General features: G+C 66.8%; 17 protein-coding genes. 15 read left to right on the forward strand and 2 right to left on the reverse strand.

Going from position 1 to position 19,089, the window contains the following annotated elements; all coding sequences use genetic code 11:
- A partial coding sequence (locus HNP46_RS36000) for a hypothetical protein (RefSeq protein WP_253392587.1) occupies positions 1 to 105 on the forward strand: 105 nt, incomplete at its 5' end.
- Between the two features lie 19 nt (positions 106 to 124).
- Positions 125 to 949: an HpcH/HpaI aldolase/citrate lyase family protein gene (locus HNP46_RS35010; protein ID WP_184598792.1), complete on the forward strand. Its 825-nt coding sequence runs from the start codon at positions 125 to 127 to the stop codon at positions 947 to 949.
- 242 nt (positions 950 to 1,191) lie between these two features.
- Here HNP46_RS35010 and HNP46_RS35015 read toward each other — a convergent pair whose 3' ends face one another.
- Positions 1,192 to 2,430 carry an OprD family porin gene (locus HNP46_RS35015; RefSeq protein ID WP_184598760.1) on the reverse strand — a complete coding sequence of 413 codons (1,239 nt, stop codon included), beginning with the start codon at positions 2,428 to 2,430 and terminating at the stop codon, positions 1,192 to 1,194.
- A 291-nt stretch (positions 2,431 to 2,721) separates the two neighbouring features.
- On the opposite strand from HNP46_RS35015, the gene HNP46_RS35020 reads away from it, so the two are divergent.
- The 13 genes from HNP46_RS35020 (at position 2,722) to HNP46_RS35080 (ending at position 15,258) form a co-directional block, all read left to right on the forward strand.
- Positions 2,722 to 3,918: an acetyl-CoA C-acetyltransferase gene (locus tag HNP46_RS35020; protein ID WP_184598762.1), complete on the forward strand. Its 1,197-nt coding sequence runs from the start codon at positions 2,722 to 2,724 to the stop codon at positions 3,916 to 3,918.
- Positions 3,919 to 3,925: 7 nt separating this feature from the next.
- A complete protein-coding gene (locus HNP46_RS35025) occupies positions 3,926 to 4,813 on the forward strand; it encodes an alpha/beta fold hydrolase (RefSeq protein WP_260403348.1) in 888 nt (295 codons plus the stop codon).
- Positions 4,814 to 4,885: 72 nt separating this feature from the next.
- Entirely contained in the window at positions 4,886 to 5,776 is an 891-nt protein-coding gene (locus HNP46_RS35030; protein WP_184598764.1) for an MBL fold metallo-hydrolase, read from the forward strand.
- A gap of 138 nt (positions 5,777 to 5,914) precedes the next feature.
- A complete protein-coding gene (locus HNP46_RS35035) occupies positions 5,915 to 6,817 on the forward strand; it encodes a LysR substrate-binding domain-containing protein (RefSeq protein WP_184598767.1) in 903 nt (300 codons plus the stop codon).
- A 142-nt stretch (positions 6,818 to 6,959) separates the two neighbouring features.
- Complete coding sequence (locus HNP46_RS35040) at positions 6,960 to 8,012, forward strand: cyclase family protein (protein WP_184598769.1); 1,053 nt, start codon at positions 6,960 to 6,962, stop codon at positions 8,010 to 8,012.
- Positions 8,013 to 8,023: 11 nt separating this feature from the next.
- A complete protein-coding gene (locus tag HNP46_RS35045) occupies positions 8,024 to 8,725 on the forward strand; it encodes an SDR family oxidoreductase (RefSeq protein ID WP_184598771.1) in 702 nt (233 codons plus the stop codon).
- Between the two features lie 187 nt (positions 8,726 to 8,912).
- Positions 8,913 to 9,602, forward strand: a complete 690-nt coding sequence (locus HNP46_RS35050; RefSeq protein WP_184598773.1) for a 3-oxoacid CoA-transferase subunit A — start codon at positions 8,913 to 8,915, stop codon at positions 9,600 to 9,602.
- A 2-nt stretch (positions 9,603 to 9,604) separates the two neighbouring features.
- A complete protein-coding gene (locus HNP46_RS35055) occupies positions 9,605 to 10,309 on the forward strand; it encodes a 3-oxoacid CoA-transferase subunit B (protein WP_184598776.1) in 705 nt (234 codons plus the stop codon).
- 10 nt (positions 10,310 to 10,319) lie between these two features.
- Positions 10,320 to 11,207: an acyl-CoA thioesterase gene (locus HNP46_RS35060; RefSeq protein ID WP_184598778.1), complete on the forward strand. Its 888-nt coding sequence runs from the start codon at positions 10,320 to 10,322 to the stop codon at positions 11,205 to 11,207.
- A 193-nt stretch (positions 11,208 to 11,400) separates the two neighbouring features.
- Entirely contained in the window at positions 11,401 to 12,699 is a 1,299-nt protein-coding gene (locus HNP46_RS35065; RefSeq protein WP_184598780.1) for an MFS transporter, read from the forward strand.
- 15 nt (positions 12,700 to 12,714) lie between these two features.
- Complete coding sequence (gene catC, locus HNP46_RS35070) at positions 12,715 to 12,993, forward strand: muconolactone Delta-isomerase (protein ID WP_184598782.1); 279 nt, start codon at positions 12,715 to 12,717, stop codon at positions 12,991 to 12,993.
- 81 nt (positions 12,994 to 13,074) lie between these two features.
- Positions 13,075 to 14,352: an acetyl-CoA hydrolase/transferase family protein gene (locus tag HNP46_RS35075; RefSeq protein ID WP_184598785.1), complete on the forward strand. Its 1,278-nt coding sequence runs from the start codon at positions 13,075 to 13,077 to the stop codon at positions 14,350 to 14,352.
- A 135-nt stretch (positions 14,353 to 14,487) separates the two neighbouring features.
- Positions 14,488 to 15,258, forward strand: a complete 771-nt coding sequence (locus HNP46_RS35080; RefSeq protein ID WP_184598787.1) for a sulfite exporter TauE/SafE family protein — start codon at positions 14,488 to 14,490, stop codon at positions 15,256 to 15,258.
- 87 nt (positions 15,259 to 15,345) lie between these two features.
- Here the strand turns inward: HNP46_RS35080 and HNP46_RS35085 are convergent, their stop codons facing one another.
- On the reverse strand, positions 15,346 to 18,726 hold the full coding sequence (locus HNP46_RS35085; RefSeq protein ID WP_184598790.1) for an autotransporter outer membrane beta-barrel domain-containing protein: 3,381 nt from the start codon (positions 18,724 to 18,726) through the stop codon (positions 15,346 to 15,348).
- Positions 18,727 to 19,089 lie beyond the last annotated feature (363 nt).

Genomic DNA, 19,089 nt, shown 5'->3' on the forward strand with positions numbered 1-19,089 from the left:
CGCAAGTTCCGCGAGACCCGCCTGTACCAGGTGGCGCCGATCTCCACCAACCTGATCCTGTCGTACGTGGCCGAGCACCTGCTCGAACTGCCGCGCTCGTTCTGAGGAGGCCTTGCCCATGGACATGCCCCTGGAAAACATACCCCTGGAAAAGCTGCGCAGCGCGCTGTTCGTGCCCGGCGATCGTCCGGAGCGTTTCGCCAAGGCCCTGGCCAGCGGCGCCGACGTGGTGATAGTCGACCTGGAGGACGCCGTGCAGGCGTCCGCCAAGGCCCAGGCGCGCGACCACCTGCGCGCCTTCCTCGACGCCACGCCGGAGGCTGGCGTGTGGGTACGGGTGAACATGGCCGGTCATCCCGAGCACAACGCCGATCTGGACCTGTGCCGCCATCGCGGCGTGCTCGGCGTGTTGCTGCCCAAGGCGGAAAGCGTCGAGCAGGTGGTCAACGCCGCCGCCCTCGGCAAGCCGGTGCTGCCGATCATCGAGAGCGCCCTGGGCCTGCTGGCCCTGGCGGAAATGGCCCGTGTGCCCGGCGTGCAGCGCCTGACCTTCGGCGGCCTCGACCTGTGCCTGGACCTGGGCATGAGCGCCGGCAGCAGCGCCGCGGCGCGCCTGCTCGACCAGGTGCGCTACGACCTGCTCGTGCATACCCGCCTGGCCGGCCTGGCGGCGCCGCTGGACACGGTGTTCCCCGACATCGCCGACCTCGACGGTCTCGCCCGCTTCGCCCGTGATGCCCGCGACGCCGGTTTCGCCGGCATGCTGTGCATCCACCCGCGCCAGGTCAGCGGTGTGCACCAGGCACTGGCGCCGACCCGCGAGCAGCTCGACTGGGCACACAAGATCGTCGGTGCGGCCCAGGGCAATGGCGCCTTCCAGCTCGACGGGCAGATGGTCGACGCCCCGGTGATCGAGCGCGCCCGTCGCCTGCTGGCCCTGCACGACTGAGTCAAACGAACTCGCTTTTGCCGGCTCACGTGGCCGGCTTTTTTATGCCTGCCTGCTTTCACTTTCGTATCGCAAAAAAACGAACGCCCGGTCCATCGTGGAGACCGGGCGTTCGGGTACCGCAGGGTGGGGATTGCGCAAGGCGATGGATGATTCACCGTGCGCAGGACGCACCGGAGCGCTCGCTGAAGCGGCCCGGCGGATCGACCGGCCACCCCCTTGTGAAGGGTGGCCGGCGCGATTCACTTGAGCGGCAGCGTGTAGGAGAGGATCAGGCGATTCTCGTCCAGCTCGCCGGCACCATCGGAGCGCACCGTGGCGTTGCGCCAGCGCACGCCGAGGTTCTTCAGCGGGCCGCTCTGCACCACGTAGGTGACGTCGAGGTTGCGCTCCCATTCCTTGCCGGACTGGCCGCCGATCTCATAGCCGTCGCCGCGGATGTAGCGGTTGATCATGGTCAGACCGGGCACGCCGAACACGGCGAAGTCCAGGTCGTGGCGCAGCTGCCAGGAGGTCTCGCGGGCGCGGGTGAAGTCGAGGATCTGCACCACGTTGGCGCCGTAGGTGTCGGCGTCCTGCAGGTACGGGAAGGGGCTGTCGCCGCTGTTGTCCTGGTAGCCGACGCGGAAGGTCTGCGCGCCGTAATTGGCCGAGAGCATTGCGGTGGTCAGGCCGTTGTCGATGTCGCCGCCACGGGCTGCGCCGTTCTCGGAGGAATCGAAGTAGCCCAGGTTGGCGCTCAGTACCCAGTCGCCGGCCTTGCGGCTGCCGTTGAAGCCCAGGTAGTTCTGCTGGTAGACGTCCTGCAGCTCGGCGCGCCAGTAGGCGACGTTGACCGTCGGCGAGAAGGCGTAGGTGGCGCCGAAGTAGTCGAAGTGATCGCCGCTGACGCCGTAGTTGCCGGCGATGATCTCGTCATGGTTGCCGCTGGAATTGCGGAAGTTGACCTTGTCGAAGCGGCCCAGGTCCAGGGTCAGGTTGTCGATGTCGGTGGAGCTCAGGGTGGCGCCGTTGTAGATCGGCGGCAGCAGGCGGGCGTCGCTGGAGAGCAGGATCGGCGTCTTCGGGGTGAAGCCGCCGACCTTCAGCTCGGTCTTGGCGATCTTCATCTTCGCCACACCCGACAGGTCGCTGTAGCTGCCCGGACCGGAGTCGCCGAAGCGGTTGGGCAGCAGGCCGGTGCCGGCGCGCGCATCGGAGGAATCCAGCTTCAGGCCCAGCGCGCTGTAGAGCTCCAGGCCGACGCCCACGGTACCTTCGGTGTAGCCGGACTTGGCGCTGAACATGAAGCCCTGGGCCCACTCCTCGCGCTTGGATTGCGGAGCGTTGTCCTGGCGGAAGTCGCGGTTGAAATAGACGTTGCGCAGGCTGAGGCTGACGCTGCTGTCCTTGATGAATTCGGCCTGGGCCAGGGCCGGCAGAGCGAGGGCGGGCGGCAGCGCGAGCAGACCGAAGAGCTGCGCCAGGGAAGGATTCTGCATGGAAGTATCCGTGTTGGTTGTTGTTGTTTTGCGAAACGGGAAATGACCCGGAGGGGGAACGCCGGGGTGCGCAGAGGATGCAAAGGCGAAGGCGCGAGCAGGTATTGGGTTTTGCTTAAGGAGCCGTTTCAGGAAAACGAAGAGCGCCGCGCAGCCCCGGCGGACGCAGCGACTTAAGCAATGCCGAAGGCAGGCTTTCGCGATGCGAAATTGCCCGCCGCGCATCGCCTTGCCCATGCTGGCCGGCAATTCTCCTGCCCATCCTTCACTTCCAGGAACAAGGCCGACCCCATGCACGACGCGCTGATCGTTTCCCCCCTGCGAACCCCCATCGGCAAGTTCGGCGGCGCCCTCGCCCCACTGAGCGCCGACCAGCTCGCCGCCGGCATCATCCAGGCGCTGCTGCAGCGGGTGGACGTGCCGCCGGCGACCCTGGACGAGGTCATCGTCGCGCAGTCCTATGCCTCCAGCGAGGCGCCCTGCATGGGCCGCTACGCCGCGCTGGCCGCCGGCCTGCCGCTGGAAGTGCCCGGCTACACCCTCGACCGTCGCTGCGGCTCGGGGCTGCAGGCGGTGATCGACGCCGCCATGCACGTGCAGACCGGCGCCGCCCAGGCGGTGCTGGTGGTGGGCGTGGAGAGCATGAGCAACATCGAGTACTACAGCACCGACATGCGTTGGGGCGCCCGCGCCGGCAGCGTGAAGTTCCACGACCGCCTGGAGCGCGGCCGCGAGCGCTCGCAGCCGCAGGAGCGCTTCGGGCGCATCTCCGGCATGCCCGAGACCGCCGAGAACCTCGCCCGCGACTACGCCATCAGCCGCGAGGAAGCCGACCGCTTCGCCGTGCGCAGCCACCAGAACGCCGCCAGCGCCTGGCGCGAAGGCCGCTTCGCCAACGAAGTGGTACCGGTGACGGTGCCGGGCAAGCGCGGCAGCCAGACCCTGGTGTCGATGGACGAAGGCATCCGCGAAGACGCCAGCCTCGACGGCATGGCCGGCCTGCGCACGCTGCTGCCCGACGGCGTCTGCACCGCCGGCAACTCCAGCCAGCAGAACGATGCGGCAGCAGCCTGCCTGGTGGTGTCGCCGGACTACGCGAAGCGCCACAACCTGCAGCCGCTGGCGCGCCTGGTGGACTGGGCGGCCGCCGGTTGCGACCCAGCGCGCATGGGCATCGGCCCGGTGCCGGCGGTGGAGCGGCTGCTGCAACGCAGCCAGCGCACCCTGGCGGAGATGGACCTGATCGAGGTCAACGAGGCCTTCGCCGCCCAGGCATTGGCGGTGCTCAAGGCCTGGGGCCTGGAGAACGACGAGCGGGTCAACGTCAACGGCTCGGGCATCTCCCTCGGCCACCCGATCGGCGCCACCGGCGTACGCATCATGACCACCCTGCTCCACGAGATGCAGCGCCGCGGCTCGCGCTTCGGCCTGGAGACCATGTGCATCGGCGGCGGCCAGGGCCTGGCCGCGCTGTTCGAGCGGGTGTGAGGTGGTCATGCCGCAGACCCCGAACCTGAGCTGGATCGAAGTCAACCGCACCGCCCTGCGCTACCAGCTGCTGCCGGCCGACCGCGCGGCTGCCCCGGTGCTGGTGCTGGTGCACGAGATGGGCGGCAGCCTGGAAAGCTGGGACGACCTCTGCGCGACGCTGGCCGGCGAACTCACCCTGCTGCGCTACGACACGCGCTGCGCCGGGCTGTCGGAGAAAATCTCCGGCGAGCTGGCCATCGACGACCACGTCGCCGACCTCACCGCCCTGCTGGATGCGCTGCACATCGACACACCCGTCGCGCTGATGGGCGTGGCAGTGGGTGCGGCCATCGCTATCCGCTTCGCTGCCTGCTACCCCGAGCGCTGCCAGCAGCTGATCGGCCTGGCACCGGCCTGCGGAGTCGCCGCCACGGCTCGCGAAGCCACTCGCCAGCGCGCCGCCGCGCTGCGCAGCGAAGGCCTGGGCGAACTGGTACCGGCGCTGCTGGACAAGACCTGGCCGGAACCGCTGCGCACCGACGAGGAAGTCTTCGAAGCTTTCCGTTTGCGCTGGCGCGCCGCCGATCCGCAAGGCTTCGCCGCTACCTTCGCCATGCTCGCCGGGCTGGAACTGGAGGCCGACCTGCCGCGCCTGCCGGCCCGCACCCTGCTGGTGGCCGGCGAGTACGACGCGCTGCGGCCCCCGGCGGAAATCGAGCGCCTGGCCGGATTCGCCACGCAGATCGAGCCGTTGCAGGTAGCCTCCGGGCACTTCATGCCGCTGCAGAGTCCGCGCCTGGTCGCGGCGCTGGTGCGCGGCTACGTGTGCAACGGGCTGTCCGGCGCGGCAATCTACCGCGAGTTCATCGAACAACCCCAGCACCGTGTCGGCGCCAGCCGCCACGCCGCCTGACGACCACCGTGAGCGGCCTTGCCGTGCAAGCCGTGCGATCAACCCAAGAACAACAATGAGGAACACCGCGCCATGATGCAGTCCCGCATGATCGGTGACATCAAGGTCACCCGCATTCTCGAGTACGCCGGCCCCACCCACGACCCGGCCTTCCTCTTCCCGCAGATGGACCAGGGCGTGCTGGCCGAACACCGCGAGCTGATGGCGCCCAACCACTGGATCGAGCACATGAACCGGCTCATCGTCACCATCCAGTTCTGGATCGTCCACGTGGGCAACGAGATCGTGGTGATCGACACCGGCGTCGGCAACTTCAAGCCGCGCCCCGGCATCGCGCGGATGAACATGCTCAACGGCCTGGTACGCGAGTGGATGACCGCCGCCGGCGCAGCACCGGAGAAGGTGACCCGCGTGGTGATCACCCACCTGCATTCCGACCACGTGGGCTGGAACACCACCTGGAAGGACGGCCGCTGGGAGCCCACCTTCCCCAACGCCACCTACCACTTCCCCAGGGACGACTTCGACTTCTGCCACCAGGGCAAGAACAAGGAAGGCGGCGTCATCGACGTGTTCGGCGAATCCTTCTTCGACAGCGTGATGCCCATCGTCGACGCGGGGCTGGCGAAGATGATGCAGCCGGGCGAGGAAATCGCCGACTGCCTGCAGGTGCTCGCGGCGCCCGGCCACAGCCCCGGCCAGGTGATCTTCAAGGTGCGCTCGCAGAACGAGGAAGGCCTCTTCTGCGGCGACATCCTGCACAGCCCGGTGCAGATCGTCCGCCCGGAGATCAACTCCGGCTACTGCATCTGGGAGGACACCGCCCGTCAGACGCGCCTGGCCTTCCTCAACGACGCCGCCGACTCCGGCGCGCTGATCCTGCCGGTGCACTTCGGCGAACCGCACTGCGGCTTCATCCGCCGCCAGGGCGCGGGCTTCGCCTTCGAGGGCGCCCACTGGTGAGCCGATAGCCCGCGTCGACGCACGCCCAGGCAGCGTCGGCGCGGGCTACCAGCGCGAAGCCGGACCGACGAATGCCGTCTATGCAGGCCATTCGCCAGCCAGTACCGTGGTATACCACTTGGCAAGAAGTACCTGACCATGGCGATGCATTTCGATATCACCGACTTCCGCTTGTTCATCAACATCGCGGAAACCAGCAGCCTCACCCGCGGCGCGGAACGCTCCTTCCTCTCGGTGCCGGCCACCAGCAACCGCATCAAGAACCTGGAAGACAACCTCGGCATGCGCCTGCTGGAGCGCTCGCCCCAGGGCGTGACCCTGACCAACGCCGGCAGGACCTACCTGCAGCATGCGCGGATCATCCTCTCCCAGCTGGAGATGCTCACCGGCGACCTGCAGCAGTACGCCGAAGGGCTCAAGGGCCAGCTGCGCCTGCTGGCCAACACCACCGCCATCACCGAGTACCTGCCGCCGGTGGTGGGCGAGTACCTCAAGAGCCACCCGGACGTGCACATCGACATGCGCGAGCGCCTCTCCGACGACATCGTGCGCTGCATCCGCGACGGCAGCGCGGACCTGGGCATCGTCTCCGGCAGCGTGGTCACCGATGGCCTGCAGAGCGTGCCGCTGGTGAGCAGCCGGCTGATGGTGATCGCCCCGGAGGGCCACCCGATCCTGGAACACGGCGAAGTGCACTTCAAGCAGGCGCTGCAGTACGAGTTCGTCTCCCTGCTCGAAGGCAGCGCCATCCACGTCTTCCTCAGCCGCGCCGCAGCGGCGCTGCACATTCCGCTGACGCTGCGCGTGCAGGTCGCCAGCTCCGACGCGATCTTCCGCATGGTGGAAGCCGGCGCCGGCATCGCCATCGTCCCCCAGGCCGGCTTCGAGCGCCTCAAGGGCAGCCAGAAGATCGGCTCCTGCAAGCTGCTCGACCCCTGGGCGGTGCGCACCTTCCAGCTCTGCGCGCAGGATTTCGACGGCCTCTCGGCCTTCGCCCGCGACTTCGCCGACAGCCTGATCGACTGGTACCGCACGGGCTGACCGGGCGCGCTTAACCGCCGGTTAAAGCCGCCTTCCAAAGAGGCCAATTGTCCGCCTCCAACGAGTCTGGGAGCCTTGCAGCACAAGGACGCGCCGCCATCCCGGGCGACCCGCCACCGACAATAAGAAAGGACCACTGACCATGGCCGAACCACGCTGGAAGAACCGCCCCGAGGGCTCGAACTGGGGCGATTTCGGCCCTGACGACCAGAGGGGACGACTGAACCTGCTGACCCCGCAGAAAGTGCTCCAGGGCATCGCCGAAGTCCGCGAAGGCCTGGCCTTCTGCCTCAGCCTGCCGCTGGACTATCCCGGCGGCAACGCGATGAACGTCAACCGCCTGCCACCGATCCTGCGCCCGCTGCTGCGCAAGGGCGGGGTCAACATGAACTACCAGTACCAGTGGATCCAGGAAGGCCGGCCGGACGTGCTCAGCGACGACCTGGCGATCCTCCACCTGCAGTACTCCACCCAGTGGGATGCGCTGTCCCACGTCGGCGCGCTGTTCGACGCCAACGACGACGGCGTGCCCGAGCCGCTGTACTACAACGGCTTCAGCGCCGGCGGCGACGTCGAAGGTCCCAGTGAACTGGAGGACTGCGGCATCGCCGGGCCGATCAAGCCGCACAGCACTTCCTGCGCCCACGCCCTGGGCATCGAGCGGATGGCCGAGACCTGCGTGCAGGGCCGCGGCGTGATGGTCGACCTGCACCACCACTACGGCCTGGGCCGCACCCATGTCGGCTACGACGAACTGATGCGCGTGCTCGAAGCCGACCGCGTGGAGGTGGAAGCCGGCGACCTCGTCTGCCTGCACACCGGCTACGCCGAGGCGCTGCTGGGGATGAACCGCAACCCCGATCCGGCCGAGCTGGAACGCCTGGCCGCGGTGCTCGACGGCAACGACAGCCGCCTGCTGAACTGGATCACCGACAGCAACCTGGTGGCCATCGCCGCCGACAACTACTCGGTGGAAATCTTCCCCGCCGGGCACGCCGGCGACTGCTGCTCGGTGATGCCGCTGCATCACCACTGCCTGTTCAAGCTCGGCGTGCACCTGGGCGAGCTGTGGCACCTCACGCCGCTGGCCAACTGGCTGCGCGCCCATGGCCGCAACCGCTTCCTGCTCACCGCCCCGCCGCTGCGCCTGCCCGGCGCCGTTGGTGCGCCGCTCAACCCCATCGCCACTGTCTGACGGAGTCCACCGTGCCACAAGAACGCGTACTCATCACCGGAGGCGCCTCCGGTATCGGCGCCGCCATCGCCCAACGCTGCCGCGAGGACGGCTTCGAGCCGGTGATCATCGACCGCCTCGGCGACGGCCTGATCGCCGATCTCACCGACACCGCCGCCACCGCCGCGGCACTGGAGCAGGCGCTGGCCGACGGGCCGATCACCCGCCTGGTGAACAACGTCGGCATGGTCTGCCCCAACCCGGCGGACGAGCAGAGTTTCGAGGAACTGGAGCGGGTCTGGGCGCTCAACGTGCGCTGCTCGCTGCAGTGCATGCAGGCGCTGCTGCCGGGCATGAAGCAGGCCGGCTTCGGGCGCATCCTCAACATGTCCTCGCGCGCCGCGCTGGGCAAGGAGCTGCGTACCGCGTACGCCGCCACCAAGGCCGGGCTGCTGGGCATGACCCGCGTCTGGGCGCTGGAGCTGGGCCGCCACGGCATCACCGCCAACGCCATCGGGCCGGGGCCGATCCGCACCGAGCTGTTCGAACGCGCCAACCCGCCGGACAGCCCGCGCACCCAGGCGATCATCGACAGCGTGCCGGTCAAGCGGCTCGGCGTGCCGGAGGATATCGCCCAGGCGGCCTCGTTCTTCCTCGATGCGCGCGCCGGTTTCGTCACCGGCCAGGTGCTCTACGTCTGCGGCGGCATGACCGTCGGCGTGGCTGGCGTCTGACCCTCGCGACAACGCGCCAGGCCCCGTCGCAGGCGGGGCGCACGCCCTCTTAACCGGCGGTTAAACGCCCCTTCCGCAGACTGAAATTGTGACCCTCCAGGCGCACTGGCAAGCTGGTTTCCAGGGGCGATGAGGGCTTTCGAAAGCCGCGTCCGTCCGCGATAACAACGACAAAGGACCCGCAGTCATGATCGACAAGCTTTGCCCCAGTGCCGCCCAGGCGCTGGCCGAGATTCCCGACGGCGCGACCATCGCCGTGGGCGGCTTCGGCGGCGCCGGGATGCCCGAGGACCTGATCGACGCGCTGATCGCCCAGGGCGCGCGCGACCTTACCCTGGTGAGCAACAACGCCGGCCAGGGCGACAGCGGCCTGGCCGCCCTGCTCAAGGCCGGCCAGGTGCGGCGGATTCTCTGCTCCTACCCGCGCATGGTCGGCTCCCACGTCTTCGAGGAGCTGTATCGCGCAGGCAAAATCGAGCTGGAGATCGTCCCCCAGGGCAACCTCGCCGAACGCCTGCGCGCCGCCGGCTGCGGCATCGGCGGCTTCTTCACGCCCACCGGCTACGGCACGCTGCTGGCCGAGGGCAAGGAAACCCGCGAGATCGACGGCCGCCACTACGTGCTGGAGTCGCCGATCCATGTCGACTACGCGCTGATCAACGCAGAACTTGGCGACCGCTGGGGCAACCTCACCTACCGCAAGACCGCACGCAACTTCAGCCCGGTGATGGCCATGGCCGCGCGCCACACCATCGCCTCGGTGGGCCGCGTCTGCGAGCTGGGCGAGATCGACCCCGAACACGTGGTCACCCCCGGCATCTTCGTCAGGCACATCGTGCAGCGCAGCAGCTCCGTTAGCCAAAGCAAGGCAGGTTGAGCATGGACAAACAGACCCGCAACGCCATGGCCACCCGCGTGGCCCGCGACATCCCCGAGGGCGCCTACGTCAACCTCGGCATCGGCCTGCCGACCCTGGTGGCCAACCACCTGCCGGCGGACAAGGACATCTTCCTGCACAGCGAGAACGGCGTGCTCGGCCGCTGGACCGGGGCCAAGCCCGGCGAGGAAGACTGGGACATGATCAACGCCGGCAAGGAGCCCATTGAATTACATCCGGGAGCGGCGTTCTTCCACCACGCCGACTCCTTCGGCATGATGCGCGGCGGCCATCTGGACATCTGCGTGCTAGGGGCCTTCCAGGTCGCGGCCAACGGTGACCTGGCCAACTGGCACACCGGCGCGCCGGATGCCATCCCCGCCGTCGGCGGCGCCATGGACCTGGCCATCGGCGCCAAGCGCATCTTCGTGATGATGGAGCACCTGGCCAAGGACGGGGCGTGCAAGCTCATCCAGCGCTGCACCTATCCGCTCACCGGCATCGGCTGCGTCAGCCGCGTCTACACCGACCTCGCCACCCTGGAAATCACCGCCGAGGGCGTGCAGGTCATCGAGCTGGTGGGCGAGACCACGGCCGAGGCATTGCAGGCCGTCACGCCGATCCCGCTGGACTTCTCGACGCTGCCTGAGCGCCCCGCGCGGGCCCTGAGCCCGAGCGCCGAACGCGCCCTGGGCAGCTCCGCCTGAGGAGGCTACCGTGGGCACCTTCGACCGCGCCAGAGCCTGGGACCAGGGCGATCTGACACAGCTGCTGAGCCTGGAAGACGGCCCGCAGGACACCTTCCGCGCCACCGTCAACGACAGCAACATCAACGGTCGCGTGTACGCCGGACAACTGCTCGGCCAGGCCCTCTGGGCCGCCGCGCAGACCGTGCCGAACCGCGTGCCGAGCACCCTGCAGGCGACCTTCCTGCAGGGCGCCCGGCCCGAGGACGCGCTGGAGTACAAGGTGGAAGCGCTGCAGGATGGCCGGCGCTTTTCCAGCCGGCACATCTACGGCGTGCAGGGCACGGCGCTGGTGCTCAGCGCCCACGCGACCTTCCAGCAACCGGGCGATTGCATCGAGGCGGCGCCGCGCCTGGAGGGCCATGTCCCCTCCCCGGAAAGCCTGCCGGACCTGCGCGAGCTGGCCGAACGCTACCCGGGCCAGGGCGAGGCCGCGCAGCTGCGCTTCACCGGGCAACCGCTGCTGGACATCCGCCCGGTGAACCCGGAGGCGTACTTCGGCGCCACGCCGGCGCAGAACGAGATCGCCTACTGGGTGCGCCTGCTGCAACCGCTGACGGCCGAAGGCGGCCTGCACCACGCGGCGCTGGCCTATCTCTCCGACTGCTGGTTCCACGGTGCCCTGGCGCCGCCCGCCAGCGCCAGCGGACTGTGGCAGGGGCACTACATCGCCAACCTCAATCACACGCTGTGGTTCCACACCCCGGAGCCGGCCTGCGACGACTGGCTGCTGTTCGTCAGCCAGGGCACTCGCAGCCTCGCCGGGCGCGGCCTGGCGCTGGCGCACATCTACCGCCGCGACGGCCGCCTGATCGCCAGCATGGCCCAGGACCTGCTGATTTCGCCGAGGACCGACTGAGCGCTTAACCCGGCGCAAAGGCTGCCTTTCGCAAAGGCAAATGGGCGCGCGAAGCAATCTGCCCCATGCTCGTTCCACGAACTGACACCCCGCCCGCCTGGCGGTCAGCTCGCACGACGAGCACCAACCCGACGCTGCAATCGTGGCCCGCGCCACGAACCGACACCCAATAACAATAAGGACGGTACTTCCCATGTTCGACTGGTACAAAACCGGCTCCCGCCAGGAGCGCAAGACCTTCTGGGCCTGCTTCTCCGGCTGGGCCCTGGATACCTACGACGCGCAGATGTTCAGCTTCCTGCTGCCGGCGCTGATGGCGGTGTGGCAGATCTCCAAGGGCGAGGCCGGCGTGGTCGGCACCGCCGCGCTGCTCTCGGCCTCCCTGGGCGGCTGGATCGCCGGCATCCTCAGCGACCGCTACGGTCGCGTGCGCATCCTGATCTTCACCATCTGCTGGTTCACCCTGTTCGGCTTCATCGCCGGCTTCGCCCAGAGCTACGAGCAGATGCTGGTGATCCGCACCCTGCAGGGCCTGGGTTTCGGCGGTGAGTGGGCGGTGGGCGCGGCGCTGATGGCCGAGGTCATCCGCCCCGAACACCGCGGCAAGGCGCTGGGCTTCGTGCAGAGCGGCTTCGCCCTGGGCTGGGCCGCCGCCGCGGTGATCATGACCGGCCTGCTGGCCTGGCTGCCGCAGGAGCTGGCGTGGCGCGTGGCGTTCTGGGTCGGGGTGATCCCGGCCGGCTTCGTGCTGTTCATCCGCCGCCACGTGAAGGACCCGGAGATCTACAAGCAGGCCACCGCCAAGGTCGAGGAGAAGGCTTCGATGCTCTCCGCCTTCCGCCCCGCGGTGATCCGCCTGACCCTGCTCGCCGCGGTGCTGGTCACCGGCCTGCAGGCCGCCGCCTACACCATCATGGCCTGGCTGCCGACGCTGATGGTCTCCGAGCGCGGCCTCAAGCCCGGCCCGGTGATCTTCACCATGCTGATCATGTGCGCGGGCGCCTTCGCCGGCTTCATGGTCACCGCCTGGATCGCCGACCGCTACGGCCGTCGCCCGGCCCTGCTGCTGTTCAGCATCGGCGCCTGGATCTTCACCGTGGTCTACATGCTGGTGCCGATGAGCACCGAGCTGCTGATGCTCATGGCCTTCCCGGTGGGCGCCTTCGCCACCGGCATCTTCGCGGTGCTCGGCCCGTTCCTCAGCGAACTCTTCCCCACCCACGTGCGCACCACCTGCATGGGCTTCTCCTACAACCTGGGCAAGTCCCTCGGCGCGCTGTCCATCGCCGGCGTCGGCGTGCTCTCCGAGAAGATCGGCCTGGCGCAGTCCATCGGCACCTTCTGCCTGGTGGCCTACGCGCTCTCCGTCACCGCCGTGCTGCTGCTCCCGGAAACCCGTGGCGTGCGCCTGCAGGACGTCGACGCCAAGCTCCTCAACGACGATGAAGCCGAAGCCGGCAACGGCGCCCAGCTGTCCCAGAGCAAATCCTGACCCCGAGGAACCACCATGCTGTACTGCGTAAGAATGGACGTGAACATTCCCCGCGATATCCCCGCCGAGGAAGTCGAGGCGATCAAGGCCGCCGAGAAGGCCCGCGCCACCGAGATCCAGCGTTCGGGCAAATGGCCGCACCTGTGGCGCGTGGTCGGCCAGTACTCGAACATCAGCGTGTTCGATGTCGAGAGCAACGATGAGCTGCACGCCCTGCTCTCCAGCCTGCCGCTGTTCCCCTACATGACGATGCAGGTCACCCCGCTGGCGCAGCATCCGTCGTCCATCGCCTGATCCTTCCGCCACCCGCTGTACGGCGGCCCGCCCGGGGCCGCCGCCTTTCTCCCCGACGAACTTTCAGGATGCGGCCCAGCCATGCCAAAGCTGCTGCAAGCGGACACGCTCGACCTCAGTGAACTGATCCGCCCCGGCGACACCGTGCTCTGGGGCCAGGCCAACGCCGAACCGCTGCCGCTGACCGAGGCGCTGATGGCGCAGCGCGCGCGCATCGGCCGCTTCCGCGTGCTGCTGGGCATCGCCAACAGCACCACCTGCCGCCCCGAGCACGCCGACCAGGTCGACCTGCTCGCCTACTGTGGCGCTGGCGCCAACCGTGAACTGGGCAATGCCGGGGTGCTCGACATCCTGCCTTGCCACTACTCGCAACTGCCGGCGTTGATCGACAGCGGCGCGCTGCGCATCGACGTCCTGCTGCTGCAGGTCGCCCCGGCCGACGCCCAGGGCCGCTACAGCCTGGGCATCGCCCACGAATACCTGCTGCCGGCGCTCAAGCGCGCACGGGTGGTGATCGCCGAAGTCAATCGCCAGGCACCGCGCACCTTCGGCGAGCTGACCCTGGGCGAGGACGACTTCGCCGCCCTCCTGCACACCGACCGGCCACCGCTGGAAAATCCGCCGGCGCGCATCCGCGAGGCGGACAGCCGCATCGCCGCGCACATCGCCGAACTGATCGACGACGGTGCCACCTTGCAGATGGGCATCGGTGCCATCCCCGACGCGGTACTTGGCGCCCTGCGCGGCCATCGCGACCTGGGCGTGCATTCAGGCAGCCTCGGCGACGGTGTGGCGCAGCTGATGCATGCCGGGGTGATCACCAGTGCGCGCAAGAGCCGCGACCGCGACGTGACCATCGGCGGCGTGCTGCTGGGCAGCCGGGTGATCCATGACTACGCCCACGACAATCCGGCGATCCAGCTGCGCTCCACCGCCTACACCCACGACGCCGACGTGCTGGCGAGCCTGGAGCGCCTCGTGGCGATCAACTCCGCCGTGGAGGTCGACCTCACCGGCCAGGTCAACTCGGAAGTCGCCGCCGGCAGCTACATCGGCGCGGTGGGCGGCGCGCTGGACTTCCTCCGCGGTGCGGCGCGCAGCCGCGGCGGCCTGCCGATCATCGCCCTGCCCTCCAGCGCTGGCGCCAGCAGCCGCATCGTCGCCCGGCTGGCGGGCCCGGTGACCATCCCGCGCAGCGATGCCGGGCTGATCGTCACCGAATTCGGCGTTGCCGACCTGCGCGGCAAGAGCCTGCGCCAACGGGTGGAATGCATGCTGGCGATCGCCCATCCGCAGCACCGTGCCGCACTGCAACAGCAACTGGAGCAACTGCCGTCTGCGGCGACCCTGCCCGCCTGAGGTCGACGCGGATACTGGCAGCCGCTCGACCGGGCGGGTGAAGCCGAGCACAGGCCGGCCGTAGCGGCTTACCTATTGGCCGCCGTGGCGTCTACTTGGGTAATCTCTGCGTTCCTTCATTGCCGTGGTTTTCCCATGCTGGCCTCTGCCCTCGCCCTGCTGCCCTTCTCCGGTGTCGACTGGTTGCTCATCCTGGCGGGTATCGCCGCGGCCTACGTAGTCTTCGGCGTCGCCGGCTTCGGCACGGCGCTGGTGGCCGGGCCGGTGCTGATCCATTTCATGCCGCTGTCGCGGATCATCCCCTTGCTGGTCCTGCTGGACTTCGTCGCCGCCTTCGGCAACTGGCTGCCGGCGCGCAAGGCCGTGGCGCGCAATGAACTGCTCAGGCTGCTGCCGTGCATGGCGGTGGGCTGCACGCTGGGCGTGGTGTTTCTCCTGCAATTGAAGTCTGACCTGCTGCTGTTGCTGATGGGCCTGTTCGTCAGCGGCTACGCGCTCTACAGCCTGGCGGTGAAGGTCCGCCCGCAGCAGCTGAATCCCTGGTGGGCAGTGCCGGCGGGAACGGTGGGCGGCCTGTTCGGCGCGCTGTTCGGCAGCGGTGGCTTCCTCTACGCGCTGTACCTCAATGCCCGGCTGACCTCCAGCGAACAGGCCCGCGCCACCCAGAGCGCGCTGATCAGCTGCAGCACGGTGGTGCGCCTGAGCCTGTTCCTGCTGGCGGGCGTGTATGCCGACGCGGCGCTGCTGATGCTTGCGCTGGTGCTGCTGCCCGTGATGGCGCTGGGCCTCTGGCTCGGGCGGCGCCTGACCCGTCGGCTGTCCCGCGACGCCTTCGTCCGGCTGGTGACCTGGCTGGTACTGGCCAGCGGCCTGGCGCTGATCGGACGCTACCTCAGCCTCCCGTAGCTGGCGCCTGCAGGAGAACCGCGCTGATCCGGGATAAACGAAAACGCCCCGGTAGTCCGGGGCGTTCTGTGGCGGTCCTGGTCCGAGTTACCAGCTGTACTTCACGCCGATCTGGCCGGCCACGTCCTGCTGGTCGCCCGAGGACATCTGCTTGCCCACCTGGCCAAAGGCACTCCAGCCCTGCCCCATGGCCACCTCGGCGCCCACCTTCATCTCGTAGAGATTCTTCGCGCCGTCGAGTTTGGCGCTGGTGTGGTTGAAGGACATCGCGTTGTCAGCCTCGCTACGCCACCAGTTCGCTTCCACGAAAGGTTGCACCCTGGTACCGGACTTGTCGGTCGGGCGCACGTAGGCGCGGGCCCCCAGGCGAGTGGTGACATCGCCGGAGTTCTTCGAGCGGACCACGGTGCCGTTCTGCTCCTTGTGCTTGTCGGCCTGGTAGTCGGTGTAGATCACCTGAGCCTGCGGCTCGACGTAGTACGCCTTGCCCTGGCCCTGACCGACTTCAAACGCATAACCCGACTCGACCGAAGCCGCCCAGGTCCGGCTGTCGTACTTCTCGCGCGCCAGGCCATCGCCCTTGACGCTGTTGTCGTAGTCGCCGAACTGCAGCCAGGTATCGACGTAAGCGCCGGCAGGCTCGCTCGCACTCTGGAACCAGGTGCCATACACACCCACGCTGTAGCCTTCCACTTCACCCTTGGCCTTGTAGCCCAGGACGTTGGAGCTCACGTCGGTCCTGGCCTTGCCGGTGGCGGCCATCACACCCGCGTGATAACGGCTGTCGCCATCGGTCCAACGGACCAGGTCCGCGCCCAGCTGCAGGATGTCGGTGCTGGTGTCGACGTCGATCTGCCTGGCGCCGGTGTTGGCGGTGAAGTCGTTACGCTTCACGCGCATCCACACCGAACCCGGGGTAGCGCCTTCACCGCGTTGCGCCTCGCTGAAGTCCTGCTCACCCGCACGTTCATGCAGGGTGTGCCGGAACATGCTGATCGCCGCCAGCTGGTTACCCAGGTAGGCACCGATTTCAGGACGGTACAGGCCAGGCTTGGACGGACCCGGGCCGACGATCACCGGCGGTACCGGCTCGACGGGATCGACGGGAGCGACCGGATCGACGGGGTCTACTGGAACAAAGGGATCCACCGGGTCCACTGGCTCTACCGGCTCGTCCGGCAGCACCGGAATGACCGGGGTCGCGGGCTCCGTCGGCCGTTCGGAGCGCAGGTACCAGCCGCCATCGTCCGGGTTGTCCTTGCCACCCTTGGCCAGCAGGTATTCAAAGTTGCCCGCCACGACGCGATTGGCCAGGCTGAACACGCCATTGGACGCCCCCTCGACCTGCACCACCGGAATGCCGTTGGCATAGGTGAAATCGCCTTCACCCCCCGCATTGTTCACCTTCAGGAGGCTGTCGCCGGAAGTCCTGCCCTGAACGACCAGCTTGTCGGTCAGCGAGTCATCGCTGCCGAGCCGGGTGTTGATCTCCACCACGCCACCATTGCCGGCATAGTTGCCTGACACGACCAGCAGTGCGCCGGGTGTACCCGACAGGTTATTGCGCGGCGCCCTGGATAGATCGCCGAAACTGACCAGGCCACCATTTCTCAGGCTGGCAATGGTCTGGCTGTAATTGCCCAGATCGAGTTGGCCCGACTCGCTGACGATATATTCAGAAGCCGTACTGAATGTCCCGGCAGCGCCCGCGCGAAGTGTTCCACCCTCGAGCCGGGTAGCGCCGCGGTAGCTAGTGTTGCCATTGAGCGTGGTAACACCACTGTAGAGATGAACCTCACCGGCGCCCTTGATTTCAGGGTTGAACTGATAGTTGCTGTCCGTGTGATTGAAGACAACGACGCTGTTCTTATCCATTTCGATGTAGGAAGTATCGATAGTCCCCGCCGCAGTGGCCGCGTCACCTCCCGCGCTGCCAATATTGAGCGCCGCATAACCGTAAGAGCCGGGTGACGTCTGAATGAAATCGGATTTCACCACGGCACCATTATTGACGGTGAGAGATGAACGTCCCCCGGTTCCGCCAATATAAGTCCCACTCAAGTGAATCTCGGGAGCTTCCCAGCTTGAACCCTCGCCACTCACCAGGACACGGCCGATGGCACCAGAGGCACGGCCAATAGTGCCGACGCCACTGGTCACGGCTGCGCCATCAAGAATATTCAGTTCGCCCTTGCTTCCGCTCGTATAACCGATCTCGAAAGGCGTATCGAGATCCACTCGGGAACCCGCACCCGTCACGTCAAGCAGCCCCTCGGAGCCATTTTGCAGACCGACGATTGCGAGCCCCCCGGAACTGGTGACGTGCCCGCCATCCGAGACTCTCATCGTGCCCGAGCCGGCGCTTGCAACGACGATCGTGCTTTCCGATGTCAAGCGCGAGTCAGCCCCCTTGACCTCTACAAGACCACTGGCGCCCGATACGTTGCCGACATTGATGGACTCTGCCGATACCAGGCCACCCTGCTCGATGAGCAGGCTGCCAATGCCATAGTTACCAACGACAAGACCTCGGGCAGCCAGTTGCGAGCCGGCGCCGGAAACAGCGGCAGCCCCCGAACCACTGGCTGTGTTGCCGACGACAGTAGAGTTGCTGGCAACCGATACGACGGCGCCATCCTCGATCCTCAGATTACCGGTCCCTTTATTGCCGACCGAGAAGTAATCATCAATATCCCATCTTGTATTCGCACCTGAGACAAGCGCATTGCCCACACCGCTATCTTCAGTGCCGATTTGCGCACGAAAACCCTTGAGCTGCGCCCCATCGAGCAACTCGAGAGAGCCATTGCCCCACAGCCCTACATACATTTGCGCATTCAGGACAGCACGGGTGTCAGTTCCGCGGAAAGTTGCAGAACCATCGCTATCAGCAAAACGCCCAAGCCAGAGCTGGCCTGCTTTAAAGCTGGAGCCGTCCTCTACTTCCAAGGCTCCGGAACCATAGTAACCAACATTGACAATCCAGGTTCCCGTGCTGGCCACCCATTCAGAAGCCTCCGACACGGTGACTGTTCCCGAGCTACCCGCCTGTTTTCCAACGAAACTCTCGACATTGCCAATGCTGACAGTGTCACCATTGGAAATACTCAGCGCACCCTGCCCGCTATCTCCCACGGTCAGGGCCCCGGATATCTTCCAGTCTGGCGTAACCGGCACACCTGGATTGACATCGCCGGTCACCACAATATCCGCATAGGCAATGGCAGAACTGAATGCAGAGGCAAAGGTTAAAGCGATAGTGGACCTTTTATCACCCAGCAGATTTGCAATACGGAATAATGCCCTGGATTCCGCCCTGGGCATCGAACGTTGATCACCCAGGCCAGGTCGGCTTGACTTATTACTCCATACAACTCTAAAAATACTATTCAAACGATGCATCTGATCTTTTATTCCAGGAAAAATAACTTCATAGGAATTGAACCGGAATCGCTGCGCGACTCCCATTCAACAAAACTGGTCCTGCGCGATGACGCGCACTGACAGGTTGGAAATTATCTTTCACGCAGAATTGCCGGCCAAACATGACCCGTCTGATTTCCACACGTCATTGAATAGTACTTGTCTTATATGAGGCCGCATTGAAGGTTTCGAATGTATTGTTCCGTCGGCCTAATAGCGGCGACTCAGAGAATCCTTGCCGCTGCCCTGCACCGTGGGTGGCACGTTACTGGGAGATATCCATTGAAATGGGGGCCGCCCAGTCAACTTGGTACTGGTCTGCTCCCCGCATCTGAGTACAGGGACTCACGCTAATTTTGCTGCCTGTTTGCGCCGCCGAAATTCCCTTGGGGATCGGTAGTTCAAGGC

This window comes from Pseudomonas nitroreducens, assembly GCF_014204515.1.
Taxonomy (GTDB): Bacteria; Pseudomonadota; Gammaproteobacteria; order Pseudomonadales; family Pseudomonadaceae; genus Pseudomonas; species Pseudomonas nitritireducens_A.